Origin of the sequence: Corallococcus llansteffanensis (assembly GCF_003612055.1) — a bacterium.
Lineage (GTDB): Bacteria > Myxococcota > Myxococcia > Myxococcales > Myxococcaceae > Corallococcus > Corallococcus llansteffanensis.
The window spans coordinates 29,540-41,131 of sequence record NZ_RAWB01000014.1 but is presented as its reverse complement, the minus strand read 5'-3'; the positions used below and the strand labels follow the sequence as shown (position 1 = coordinate 41,131).

Annotated in this window: 10 protein-coding genes and 1 pseudogene; 5 read left to right on the top strand and 6 right to left on the bottom strand. The window is 72.8% G+C overall.

What is annotated here, in order from left to right:
* Window positions 1-217 (top strand): annotated as a pseudogene (locus tag D7V93_RS02600) (zf-HC2 domain-containing protein); the annotation flags it as partial.
* Window positions 218-228: 11 nt separating this feature from the next.
* Window positions 229-1,446 carry an AraC family transcriptional regulator gene (locus D7V93_RS02595; RefSeq protein WP_120641835.1) on the top strand — a complete coding sequence of 406 codons (1,218 nt, stop codon included), beginning with the start codon at window positions 229-231 and terminating at the stop codon, window positions 1,444-1,446.
* A gap of 51 nt (window positions 1,447-1,497) precedes the next feature.
* Here the strand turns inward: D7V93_RS02595 and D7V93_RS02590 are convergent, their stop codons facing one another.
* Window positions 1,498-2,688 (bottom strand): zf-HC2 domain-containing protein, encoded by a 1,191-nt coding sequence (locus D7V93_RS02590; protein WP_120641834.1) that lies wholly within the window; start codon window positions 2,686-2,688, stop codon window positions 1,498-1,500.
* Window positions 2,689-2,734: 46 nt separating this feature from the next.
* On the bottom strand, window positions 2,735-3,406 hold the full coding sequence (locus D7V93_RS02585) for an RNA polymerase sigma factor (RefSeq protein ID WP_120641833.1): 672 nt from the start codon (window positions 3,404-3,406) through the stop codon (window positions 2,735-2,737).
* Window positions 3,407-3,926: 520 nt separating this feature from the next.
* Between D7V93_RS02585 and D7V93_RS02580 the strand changes: the two genes are divergently transcribed.
* The 3 genes from D7V93_RS02580 to D7V93_RS02570 are packed head-to-tail and all read left to right on the top strand — an operon-like array spanning window position 3,927 to window position 7,157.
* Window positions 3,927-5,687: a vWA domain-containing protein gene (locus D7V93_RS02580; protein WP_120641832.1), complete on the top strand. Its 1,761-nt coding sequence runs from the start codon at window positions 3,927-3,929 to the stop codon at window positions 5,685-5,687.
* 13 nt (window positions 5,688-5,700) lie between these two features.
* On the top strand, window positions 5,701-6,753 hold the full coding sequence (locus D7V93_RS02575) for a hypothetical protein (RefSeq protein ID WP_120641831.1): 1,053 nt from the start codon (window positions 5,701-5,703) through the stop codon (window positions 6,751-6,753).
* Window positions 6,754-6,773: 20 nt separating this feature from the next.
* Complete coding sequence (locus D7V93_RS02570; protein WP_120641830.1) at window positions 6,774-7,157, top strand: hypothetical protein; 384 nt, start codon at window positions 6,774-6,776, stop codon at window positions 7,155-7,157.
* Here D7V93_RS02570 and D7V93_RS02565 read toward each other — a convergent pair.
* The 4 genes from D7V93_RS02565 to D7V93_RS02550 form a co-directional block, all read right to left on the bottom strand.
* Window positions 7,138-8,307, bottom strand: a complete 1,170-nt coding sequence (locus D7V93_RS02565) for a metallophosphoesterase (RefSeq protein WP_120641829.1) — start codon at window positions 8,305-8,307, stop codon at window positions 7,138-7,140. The two genes, D7V93_RS02570 and D7V93_RS02565, sit on opposite strands and share 20 nt — an antisense overlap.
* Before the next feature lie 9 nt (window positions 8,308-8,316).
* Window positions 8,317-8,574, bottom strand: coding sequence for an acyl-CoA-binding protein (locus tag D7V93_RS02560; protein ID WP_120641828.1), 258 nt, complete (start codon window positions 8,572-8,574; stop codon window positions 8,317-8,319).
* A 39-nt stretch (window positions 8,575-8,613) separates the two neighbouring features.
* A complete protein-coding gene (locus tag D7V93_RS02555) occupies window positions 8,614-9,129 on the bottom strand; it encodes a DUF2267 domain-containing protein (RefSeq protein WP_120641827.1) in 516 nt (171 codons plus the stop codon).
* 102 nt (window positions 9,130-9,231) lie between these two features.
* Window positions 9,232-11,580, bottom strand: a complete 2,349-nt coding sequence (locus D7V93_RS02550) for a GMC family oxidoreductase N-terminal domain-containing protein (RefSeq protein ID WP_120641826.1) — start codon at window positions 11,578-11,580, stop codon at window positions 9,232-9,234.
* Between the last annotated feature and the right edge of the window lie 12 nt (window positions 11,581-11,592).

Here is an 11,592-nt window from a genome sequence, read left to right as displayed (position 1 = left end):
AAGAGACAGCCTGGGGGCCCAGGTCCAAGAGGACGCGCCGCCCCAGGACATCGTGGTGGCGTGCCCGGACCTGGCCACGCAGGAGCACTGCCTCCGGTCCGCCAGCGCGCGCGGGCTGCTCGTGTACCACCCTGGCGGGATGGGTGAAGTGCCCCGCTACGACGCATCCAATGGACTGTCCGAGGTCGCGCTCCGCTCGCGGCCGGCGGCCCTGTGAGGACCCCCGCGATGACTCCGCGAACCCGCATCCTTGGTCTGCTGCTGTCCGTCTGGGCACCCCTCGCCGGGGCCCAGGCGCCGGCCCCCGCGACGCCGCCGCCCGCGCAGGGGCTGCCCGCCACCACGCCCAGCGCCACGCAGTCGAAGCTGCCGCAGGGCTGGTACGTCACGGAGAGCGCGCCCCAGCACTACGAGGCCGGCGTGGACGAAAGCGCGCCGTGCGAGGGCAGCCGCAGCGCCTTCCTGCGCTCGCGCACCCAGTCCACCGACAGCTTCGGGACCTTCATGCAGGCCTTCAGCGCGAAGGACTTCCAGGGCAAGCGCCTGCGCTTCTCCGCCGCCGTGCGCCACCAGGACGTGAAGGGCTGGGCCGGGCTGTGGATGCGCGTGGAGGGCGCGGACGCCCGGCAGCCGCTCGCCTTCGACAACATGCAGTCACGCGCCCTGGTGGGGACCCAGGGCTGCAAGCGCTACGACGTGGTGCTGGACGTGCCCAAGGAGGCCACCACCATCATGGCGGGCCTCATCATGAGCGGCACGGGCCAGGCGTGGCTGGGCGGCGTGCGCTTCGAAACGGTGGACGCGTCGGTGAAGACGACGGACCTGCTCGTCCCCCCGCAGCCGGTGGCCTCCGGGCCCCAGGGCCTGGAGGAAGCGCCGCCCCCACAAGAGGGCGAGCTGCTGGGCCGCGTGGGCGACTACTGGTTCGACGCCCTGCGCGTGAAGACGGAGAACCCGCTCGTGCGCGGCAAGGGCCAGCTGTGGCAGGGCACCGTCGGTGACGAGCTGTTCGAGCACGGCATCGAGGTGAACGGCACCTACCGGCGCTACCCGCTGGAGGTGAGGGTGCGCGCGGGCGGGCCCGTCACCCTCATCGAGGGCCGGTGGGGCACGTCGGACGTGGACATCCGCCTCAGCGCGGACTCGCTGGTGATGCGCTGGGGCGTCTTCGAACGGACGCTGACGCGGGACCGGAAGGCCGCGGCGGAGAAGGGCTGCAACGTCTACCGCCAGATGGACGGCGTGCATGAGATGGATCGCATCGACGTGTGCGGCGTGGCGCTCGCCACCCGTCCGCCGCTGACCCAGCTCGTGGTGGCCTTCCTGGCCAACGGCTTCCGCAGGGACCCGTCGCCCTTCACCACGCCGGTGCCGCGAGCCCCGGTGCGCTCGCCCCAGGCCTACGACTCGTCCACGGGCTACATCCCGCCCTCGCAGCGGCAGTGAGCGGCGGGCCTGGCGGGAGAAACCCCACCGGCCCGAATCGCCCCGCGCCTTCTAGAAGGCGAAGTCGCGTTCCAGCGTCTCCTGCCCGGCCTGCACCGTGAGGTGGGCCGCGTGCGCGCCGGTGGCTACCGCCGTCGACAGGTCGAAGGACAGCCCCTCCGGCCCCTGCGTCGGCTTGAGCGACGGACGCCCGGGCGACAGGAAGACGGCGGCCGTCACGGGCCGCGCGCCCAGGGGCTGGACCAGCAGCCGCACCCGCTGACGCTCGCGCACCAGCACCACGCGGAAGTCGCGCCGCTCCTCCAGCACCTCGCGGTGCTCCGGCAGGCGGGCCGCGCCCGGACGCCGCGCACCGTCCGCACGGGAGTCCCGCGCCGCGCGCGGGGCGGACATCCCTTCCTCCTCCAGCTCCAGCGCCTCGTCGATGGCGGCGTCGCCCTCCTCCAGCGCCAGCACCGCCTGCGCGCACTCGCCACACTGGGCCGTGTGGGCCTCCACGCGCGCCTTCTCCTCGCGGCCCATCTCGCCCGCGTCCAGCCGCCACAGCTCGTCGTCGGTGAGGTGGCGCCGGGGGGGCGTGTCCACCACCGCGGTGTCCACCCGGTCCGCGCGGCATGCGGCGCAGTCCTTCAGGTGGGCCGGGTCCTTCAGGGGCTTGCCCGTCCAGGTCGCCACCAGGTCATCGCAGCCGGCCCGCGCGGAGAACCACCAGGCGCCGGGGCGCTCCACGGGGTCCAGCAGGTCGCACTCGGCGCGGCGCTCCGGGTTGAGGGGGATGAACCAGCGTGCGCGGGGGCGCAGCGAGGTGTCCAGGTGGCCCAGCGCCCCAAGGAAGCGCTCGCGGGCGGTGGCGGCGTCCCCTTCCAGCGGGCCCTTCAGCAGCTCCCAGGTGACCAGCGCGCGGGCGGCGGAGGCGGCCCGGTCGCGGGCGGCGAGCCCTTCCAGCGCGGAGGCGCGCCACAGCTCCGCTTCGTCACCCGCTTCGCCCAGCGCGGCCTCCATCGACTCCTCGGCGGCGCGCAGCAGCAGCGGTTGGAGCGCCTGCGGTTTCTGCGCTCGCAGCCAGGCTTCCACTTCCGGGCGGCCCAGGCCCTTCAAGGCCTCCTCCACCCCTTCGGTGCCGAGCCGATCCGAGCGGCGCAGCACGTCCCCCACCCCCTCCAACAGCTCGCCCACCGGGGCGGGGCCCGCGGCCAGGCGCGCGAAACGGGCCTGATAGCGGGACAGCGCGTCTGTCTTCATCGCGACATCCCGAGTGGGGCGGAGGACTGCATCCCGCCGCGGGAAATCACGAAGGCTCTTCCGGCTGTCCGTCCCGCTGCAATTCGAGCAGGTACAGGCGCAGGTAGGCCTGGGCGCGGCTGACGCGCTTGTACGAGTTCACCACGCTGATGTCCAAACGGCGTGCGCATTCCTCGTGATCCTCCACGTCCTCGTGGTGATACAGCTCCCATGCGGAAGCCTCCTTGGGGTGCTCCTGCTGGAGCCTGGCGTAGGCGGCCCAATACAGTTCCTGCGCTTCGGCGCGCTCCTCGCGACGCCGTGCGCCCTCCACCGCCCGGGCCACCTCGGACGGGGTCTCTTCCATGACGTCGTCGGGTGAAGACGGCGCGGGCGCCAGCTCCTCCCGGTGTCGCCGGTAGAAGTCGATGGCGACATGCTTGACGATGCGCAGGAAGAACGTCTTGGGCGACGCACTCCTGCCCGGCATCTGTTCGGACACGCCGCGGAACTGGTCCAGGCCCCGGTCGAGGAACTTCCCCACCGCGTCCTGGAAGAGCTCGTCGGCGTCCGCCGGGGACCCGCGCCCGTAGCTGCCCTGGATCCTGCCAATGACGTAGCGGGCCGGGCGGGCCCACCGCGCGCAGAGTGCGCCCAACGGGGTGCCCACGGCCTCGCCCGAGGCGCGGCGGCGGGACACCTCCGCGAACAATTCCTCATCCGTGAGCTGCTCGTACACCGGAAGGCCCTGGAGGCTGCCCCGGGACGGCCGTCATCCCGGGAGGTTGGGTTACGGGGATGTGGCGCGGCAAGGTACCACGTTGGCATCCGCGGACAGCCTCCCAAGAAGTCGTGGGGCCCCCGCGTGCCGGAACCACCGGACGGTCGGGAGCACCTTCAGCCCTCGACGCCACCCGCCGCGGGTTCCTGACGCGCCTTTTTCGAAAAAGAGAACAACCTGCCGGGCCCTTCAAGGAGGCGACAGAAGGCCTTGGAAACCCGGGGGAAATCCCCCGTCAGGAATCCGGCCGGGGGGGCGTCGGAGGGCGCATCGCTTTCGAGCGCCCGGCCGAAGAGGCCCTACACGCAGTGGTTCAACTCCACCCCTCCGCTCGCAAGGCGGGGGGCCGCCGGCGGTCCGGCACTGAACTTCGGTTTCAGACCACCGGCTTCTTCACTCGGGCGCTCACCTTTCCCTCCCACCCTCGCCTGCCCCTCCCGGGCATGCCCTTGCCCGAAGTCCCGAAAGGGGGACTGTCATGACGACGCGCACCCAGACGACCCTGACGGAGACCCAGCGGGGACCGGCCGAGCGACTGCTCGACGTGGTGCTCGGCGGCTCCGCGCACCTGTGGCACCACCGCCCCGGCCTGGACGTGGCCGGCACCTGGGTGGCGGCGGCGCACGCGGACGCGAAGGCGCAGGCGCGCGGGCGCAAGGTGGCCCCAGGCCTGTTCGTGCCCGCGGCGGTGAAGCTGTACGGCCAGCTCCTGGAGCTGTACCGCCTCAACCCCACCCTGATGGCGCACTTCGCGTCGTACGCGCTGACGCAGACGGACTGGCGCGACCTGAAGGTGGCCACGTGCGCGCTGATGCTGGTGCAGGAGCACGCGGGCCTGCCCGTGCGCGACGGCCAGGGCCAGGTGGCCTTCCACGACGACGACTTCCGCGCCATCGGCGAGGCCATGGTGCTGCACTACGTGCGCCGCTCCACGCGCATGCTCACGCCCAAGGCGGTGCTGCGCGTGGCGGAGCTGCTGGAGACGCCCGAGATCGCGCGCCTCAACCGCGCGGCGGGCTTCGGCGACCCCGCGTCGCGCAAGCCGCCCCTGGGCCGCTGGAAGCGCGTGGCGCAGAAGTGGCTCGCCGCGCGTGAGGCGAACCTGCCCATGCTCCAGGGCCTGGTGAAGGCTGGCTACAAGGAGACGCTGAAGAAGCTGGCGCGCAAGGCTGGCTACAAGCCCGCCTCGCAGGGCTTCTTCGAGGTGCTTGGCTGGAAGCAGAAGCAGGCGGACGCGGGCCACCGCCAGGTCGGCCTGCACGGGCTCACGCTGGTGAAGCGCGAGCGCTTCGACGGGCTCAGCGAGGCGGAGATCTGCGAATGGATCGAGCTGGAGCGCCTCTCCTACAAGGAGGTCGTGGGCCGCCTGCCGAAGGACGTGGGGCTCACGCCGGCCATCCTGGCGGCGCTGCTGCCGTCGCTGTCGGACCGCGACCTGCGGCTGATGACGCCCACGCTGGAGGAGCTGGGCCTGCTGCAGGAGCCTGACGTGAAGGCGCGCTGGGAGCGGGCGGTGTCGCGCGCCACGGATCAGCGCTCGCTGAACATCGCGAAGAACGTCCGGGGCGAGGACCTGCGCCGCAAGCTGGAGGAGGCGAGCGACAACGCCGCGCGCCAGGCGGTGGCCGAGGCGACGGCGGAGGCGGACGTGCGGGTGATGTTCCTCATCGACAAGTCGGGGTCCATGGAGGGCGCCATCGAGCAGTCGAAGGAAGCGCTGTCGCGGATCCTCGCGGGCTTCCCGCTGGACAAGCTGCACGTCGCGGCGTTCGACACGATGGGCACGGTGCTGCAGCCCAAGGCGGCCAACCGCACGGCGGTGCAGCACATGCTGGCCGGGCTGAAGGCGTCGGGCGGCACGGTGCACGGGGCGGCGGTGCACGCGCTGCACCGCGCGGGCGTGCGCATCCCGGAGGAGGCGAAGCTGGTGGTGATGGTGGTGGGCGACGAGGCGGGCGAGGCGGGCGACCAGTTCGCGCGGGCCTTCCGCGGGTGCGGCTACACGGTGGCGGCGATGGCGCTGCTGGTGAACGTGGCGGGGGCGCGCGGCAACACGGTGCGCACGGGGGCGTCGCAGCTGGGCGTGCCCTTCAGCGAGGTGAGCGTGGGGCAGTTCGCGGACCCCTACCAGGTGCCGCGCGTGCTCCAGGCGCTGATGGACGCTCCGCGCGTGGCGGGGGCCAGCCAGTCCGGCTGGGTGGACCGGGTGATGAGCACGCCCCTCTTGAAGGTGGCGTGAAGGAGGCAGGGGCGTGGACTACCGGAAGCTGCTCGGGAAGGTGGAGTCGGCGGTGCTGCCGTATTTCGGCGGCGGGACCGTGGACGCCCCTTCGCGCCGCCTGCGCCTCACCGCCCCCGTCGAACCGGGCTGGTGGCGCTTCGAAGTGAAGGGCCGTCAGGCCACCGCGCGCGAGCCGGCCTCCGCGCAGGGGCTGGACGCGCTGCCGCGCGTGCGCGGACACCTGTGGGGCACGCGGCTGGTGCGCGAGGGCGCGGTGGCGGAGCCCCTGGCGCTGATGCCGGAGGAGGAGCCGCCGCGCCTGTCGCCGGTGACGGCGCGCCGCTGGCATGACGGCACGCTGCTCTTCGAGGGCGTGGAGTTCGAGGGCGAGGCGGAGGAGGCCGCGCGGCGCGCGCTCGAGGAGGACCGTCCCCTGGGGGAAGCGCGCGGCGTGGGGGCGTCCCTGCGCGCGGCGTTCGGCTTCACGGTGCTGGAGTCCGCGTCGCGCGGCACGGGCATCCCCTTCGCGCCCGTGGAGACCCGCGCGCGGGTGCTCGACGTGGCCGAGGGCGGACGCGAGGAGGCGGAGCGGTGTCTGCGGCGGCTCGCGGACGAGCGCGGCCGCTTCCTGCGCCAGCAGGCGGAGCAGGAGGCCCGTTGGGACGCGGAAGCGCGTGAGGCAGCGCAGGCGCTGACGGCCCGGGAGCGCGCGGCCGTGGAGGCCCGCTGGGAGGCGGCGGCGCGAGCGACGGCGCGGACGCTGGAGACGTGGGAGCGGCAGGGCGTCACGTCCGGAGGGCGCAGGCGCGCGGAGGCGGAGGTCGGCGCGTGGGCGGAGCGTGCGCTGGACAAGGCGGGCGCGCGGTTGATCAGCCATCGCCGGCTGGGCGAGGGGCTGCTGGAGGTGGTCTACGCCTTCATGGGCGAGCGCTTCGTCACGGTGGTGGAGAGCGCGACGCTGCGGGTGCGCGACGCGGGCGTGTGCCTGGCGGGCGCGGACGCGCGGGTGACGCTGGAGAGCCTGCCGTCCGTGCTGAAGGAAGCCATCGACACGGGCGAGCTGGTCATCACCCGGCATGCCTGAGGACGGAAGGGAAGACGGTCATGTCGACGCGTGAAGTGTGTCTGCTCATCGGCCCCGGGGATGTGGTGCTGTGGGGGGACTCGTTCGATGATCCCCTGGCGCTGCCGGACTCGCGGGAGCGGTGGGAGGCCATCTGGAGCCTGCGGGACACGCTGGTGGAGGTGACCCACAGCCATCCGGAGGGACCGCTCGGCTTCTCCGCCGAGGACGAGACGACGATGGCCGCGCTTCAGGTGGCGCTGGGCCGGCCGCTGCGCTTCTCCGTGGTGGCGCCCGACGGCATGGTGGCCCGCGTCGGGGGCGAGGACGTGCCCGTGCGGCACGAGCCCCCGTGGGCCGCGCCGCTGCGGATCGCCTCGGGGCTGCTGTACGGCCGGCCCGGGCTCAGCCGGGGAGCAGGATGATGCGGGCGATCTCCGGCGGCGCGCCCACGCGCATGGGCGGGCCCACGAAGCCGCACCCGCGGCTGACGTAGAGGTGGGACTGGCCCAGCTGGCTCAGGCCCGCGTTCTGCGCGCCCCAGATGAAGTGTCCCAGCACGTTGCCCGGGAACATCTGTCCGCCGTGCGTGTGCCCTGAGAGCTGGAGGCCCACGCCGCGGCGGGCGACCTCCTCGAAGTTGGAGGGCTGGTGCGCCAGCAGCACCGACGCGCGGTCCGGACGCAGCCCCCGCAGCGCCGCGTCCAGGTCGTAGCCGGGCTCGCCCCACCGCTGGGCGCTCCAGTCGTCCACGCCCGCCAGGTCGAAGGACGCGCCCGCGTCACCAATGGACACGGAGCGGTTGCGCAGCACGGTGATGCCCAGCCCCTGGACGAACGCCACCCAGGCCTTCACGCCCGAGTAGTAGTCGTGGTTGCCGGTGATGAAGTACGCGCCGTGCCGGGCCTTGAGCGCGCCGAAGCCCTCCACGTAGCGCCCCAGCTCCGGCACGGTGCCGTCCACCAGGTCCCCCGTCACCGCGATGAGGTCCGGCTTGAGCGCGTTGGTGCGCGCCACCAATTCGTCCACGTAGCGGCGCTGCAACACCCCGCCGATGTGGATGTCCGTGAGCTGCACCAGCGTGAAGCCCTCCAGCGCCTTGGGCAGCCGGGCCAGCCGCACCGGGATGTCGCGCACCTCCGGCGGATGGAAGGCCTTCCAGGCTCCGTAGGTGCTCACCGTCGCGCCGGCCACGGTGGCGCCCGCCGCCAGGCCCTTCGCGAGGAAGGCGCGGCGCTCCGGCGACGGAGGCTCCGGCGCCTTGCGCACGCGGGCGAGCACCCGCTGCCCGACATCCAGCGCCAGGGTGAACATGAGCAGGTAGAGCACCAGCCCCATCCACAGCAGCAGCACGATGCCCGTCGCGCGGGCCGCCTCGGAGGACAGCATCGCGCCAATCATTCGCGCGCCCACGGAGCCGACGAAGCCTCCGAAGAAGAGCGCGATGCCCGCGCGGCGCAGCGCCTTGCGCGCCGTCACATCCCGCACGAGGCGGCGGTACAGGTAGACGTGGGCCACCGCGAGCAGCGAGGTGACCGGCACGAGGAACAACGCGAGGCTGAGCCAGCGGGGCATGGGCAGCGACTAACCGCGCAGCAGCCGCTCCACCAGCGCCACGTACTGCTGCTTCGCGGCGTCCTTCGCCAGGCCCTTGCGGCCGGCCCAGGCGTCGTACTTCGCACGCCCCTTGATATCGAGCATGCCGGGGCGCTTGCCCTGCACGTCCCCTTCCGTGCCCTGCTTGTAGAGGGAGTACAGCTCCAGCAGCGTGTCGTTCGAGGGAGCCTTGGACAGCGTCTTCACCCGGGTCTGGGCAGCGCTGAAATCATCGTCGAGGGCCATGCGGTCTCCGGCAGGGTGCGCCGGAGACCTTAACAGGCTTCACATCGTCGGCAGCCACAGGTGACGGATGTCCTGGGGCAGTTGGGCGCTCACGTCCTCGGCCTCGCCTTCGCTGATCTGATGCCGGATGGAGTCCATCACCGCGCGCACCACCGGCTCCACCGCGTCCGGGTGCAGGGCGAGGTCCTCCCCCACCTGCTTGAGCAGCTCGTCCTTCCCGAACCGCTCCGGACGGGCTTCGGCGTCATGGCGCTCGCAGCGGTGGAGCAGCTCCGTGAGCTTGCGCGGAAGCTGGGCCTCCAGGTCGTGCGCTTCCTCGGCGAAGATCCGCTGCTCCAGTCCACAGAGGACGGAGACGGCCGCCTGCTGGGCGACGCTGGGAGACATGCCTCCCCGGTCGCAAAGATGATCGATGAAGCGGGCGTACGTCTGACTTGCCCGCATCGCACTCCGCCGCGCACGCCGCTCTTCGATGGACGGCTCGCGATGCTCCTCCGCACGCTCCCCGTCCTGGGGCGCGCCCGAGCGGCGCTGCGGGTCACGGTCTTCAGCCATGGGGGTCCTCCCTGTCGGTCCCGGTGGGAAACAGGGTGCCCACGCCCACCCCGGAGGGCACGGGATTGCGACCTGCAGCACTGCCCGCCGCCTGCCCGGCCGCTAGGCAGCCACCCGGCGCACGTAGGTGTCGTAGAGGGCGCCGAAGAAGAAGCTTCCGAAGCGACCCAGCGCCTCCAGCCGCTGCACGCTGTCGCGGGCGTTGAGCACGCGCAGGGTGGTGAGCTGCCGGGCGAACTCCTCGGCCGTCAGGCGCAGGAAGCCCCGGGCGATGCACGGCGCCGTGGCGTCCTGGCCCTTGTGCAGGGAGACGAGGAGCGTCGTGGTGTCCTTCCACAGGTCCGGTCCCGGGTCGTCGTAGAGGTCCTTGTAGCCCTCCAGGTAGTACGCCTCACCGGCCTCGCTGAGCAGGTGCATCAGGTACTCCATCCGCTGGCCGCCCGGCCGCGCGTGCTCGCGCGTCATCAGGCGCAGCTCGCCGCGCGTCACCACCAGCGGGCGCGAGGACAGCACCGGGGCCGTCACCATGCCCATCAGCTTCAGGGGGTGGCGCTCGTCGCTCAGCGTCGCGTCCAGGTTGTCCGTCGTCACCGTGAGGACGAAGCGCAGGGGCGTGGCGTCGTCGCGCTCCGGGTCCCCGGCGTCCAGGTGCGGGGCGGCCACCTCGCCGGACACGAAGCCGTGCATCGTCTCCGTGAAGCGCACGCCCACGTGCCCGGGGGCCTGTCGGGAGTCCGCCTCCGGCAGCGGCGCGTAGTCGATGGTCCAGCCGTGGCGCCGGGCCATCAGGGCGCAGGCCCGCTCGGCGACCGCGGAGATGGTGAGCAGCGGGTTGATGCCCAGCGAGCGCGGCATCACCGAGCCGTCGGACACGTACAGGCCTTCATGCACCGCGCGGCCGGAGGCGCTGGAGAAGACGCGCCCCTCGTGGTCCACCACGCCCTCCTCGGCGCGCTCGGCCATGGCACAGCCGCCCAGCGGGTGCGTGCAGAGCACCTCCTTGCCAAAGGCCTCCGACCAGAGCGGGTAGCGCACGTAGGTGCCCCCCAGCGCGGCGGTGGCCCGGCGCAGGCGCTCCTCGATGCGGATGAGCTGGGGGTCGCGGCCCGCGTCCGGCCAGTGCAGGCGCACGCGGTCGTGCTCCAGCCGCAGCTCGCCCCTGGCCTCGTCGTGGGACATCACCATCAGCGTCTGCGTGTGCTCCACCGCGCCGTGCTCCGAGCCGCGCACCAGGCTGTCCGCCTGGCGCAGCCGCTCCTGGACCCAGTCCAGGATGCCCTCGTCGGTGTCCTCGCCCACCAGCGCCGCCGCGCCCGCGAGCGCCGCGGGCATCAGCGAGGCGAGCGCGCCGGGGATGGCCCCCTCCTCGATGATCATCCCCTCGTCCAGCCGCGCCGTGTCGCGCTGGTCGATGACGCCCGTGATGCAGGGGCCCACCGGGTCGCGCGACTCGTGGCTGTGCTCGCCATTGCCCACGCCGTGGACGGGCATGTCCAGGTTGTAGCCGAAGGCCAGCACGTCGCCGTTGCTGCTGAAGCGGTGGCCCAGCTTCGAGGACACGGACAGGCCGCGCTCGCGCGAGCGCAGCAGGATTTCAGCGGTGCCCATGGTGCCGGCCGCGAGGACGACCCGGTCGGCGGTGAGCCACGCGTCGGGCGCGTCGAAGCGCTCGCGGCCGGTGTGGAGGGGGCGGTAGTAGACGCGCCACTTCGCGCCGTCCGGCACCACCGCGCGCACCGCCACCTCGGTGAAGATGCGGGCGCCGTGCGCGTGGGCGTCCGGCAGGTAGTTCATCTGCACGGTGTTCTTCGCGCCGGTGTTGCAGCCGGTGGCGCAGTCACCGCACAGCGAACACCCCGGCTGCCGCACGCCCGCGGCGTTGACGCCCGGCTCGAACGTCACGGCCAGGGGCGGCCGCTGGAGCCGTCCGCCCAGCTTCTCCGCGGAGATGCCCAGCGTCTTGAGCTTCTGCAGCGGCGGGTGGTCCTCCGGGTACGGCAGGGGCCGCAGCATCAGCTCCGCGTGCGCGTAGCCGTCCTCCAGCAGGCCGTGCACGTCGGCGCGCAGGGCCTGGGGCCAGCGGGGGTCCTCGAACACGCGCGGATCCGGCCGCATCGTCACGTTGGCGTTGATGAGCGACGTGCCGCCCAGGCCGCAGCCGTTGATGACGGTCACGTCGCCGTTGCGGTGCACCTCGATGAGGCCGCTGGGGCTGCCCACGTCCAGGTCGCCCTGGCCCGGGGCGCAGTGGAGCTGGAACTCGGCCACCGCCTGCGCGGGCGTGCGAGGGAACTCACCGGGCTGCCACTCACGGCCGCGCTCCAGCACGCACACCTGCTGTCCCGCGCGGGACAGGCGGCTGGCGGTGATGCCACCGCCATACCCCGAGCCCACCACGACCACGGGGTAGTGGGAGGCCAGCTCGCTCAACGGGGACGACAACCTGCGCATGCTCGCTCCTGA

Bases quoted from the DNA above. Each gene is read 5' to 3' on its own strand.
- D7V93_RS02595 (WP_120641835.1), top strand. From the start codon at position 229: ATGACTCCGCGAACCCGCATCCTTGGTCTGCTGCTGTCCGTCTGGGCA.
- D7V93_RS02590 (WP_120641834.1), bottom strand. From the start codon at position 2,688: ATGAAGACAGACGCGCTGTCCCGCTATCAGGCCCGTTTCGCGCGCCTG.
- D7V93_RS02580 (WP_120641832.1), top strand. From the start codon at position 3,927: ATGACGACGCGCACCCAGACGACCCTGACGGAGACCCAGCGGGGACCG.
- D7V93_RS02570 (WP_120641830.1), top strand. From the start codon at position 6,774: ATGTCGACGCGTGAAGTGTGTCTGCTCATCGGCCCCGGGGATGTGGTG.
- D7V93_RS02565 (WP_120641829.1), bottom strand. From the start codon at position 8,307: ATGCCCCGCTGGCTCAGCCTCGCGTTGTTCCTCGTGCCGGTCACCTCG.
- D7V93_RS02560 (WP_120641828.1), bottom strand. From the start codon at position 8,574: ATGGCCCTCGACGATGATTTCAGCGCTGCCCAGACCCGGGTGAAGACG.
- D7V93_RS02555 (WP_120641827.1), bottom strand. From the start codon at position 9,129: ATGGCTGAAGACCGTGACCCGCAGCGCCGCTCGGGCGCGCCCCAGGAC.
- D7V93_RS02550 (WP_120641826.1), bottom strand. From the start codon at position 11,580: ATGCGCAGGTTGTCGTCCCCGTTGAGCGAGCTGGCCTCCCACTACCCC.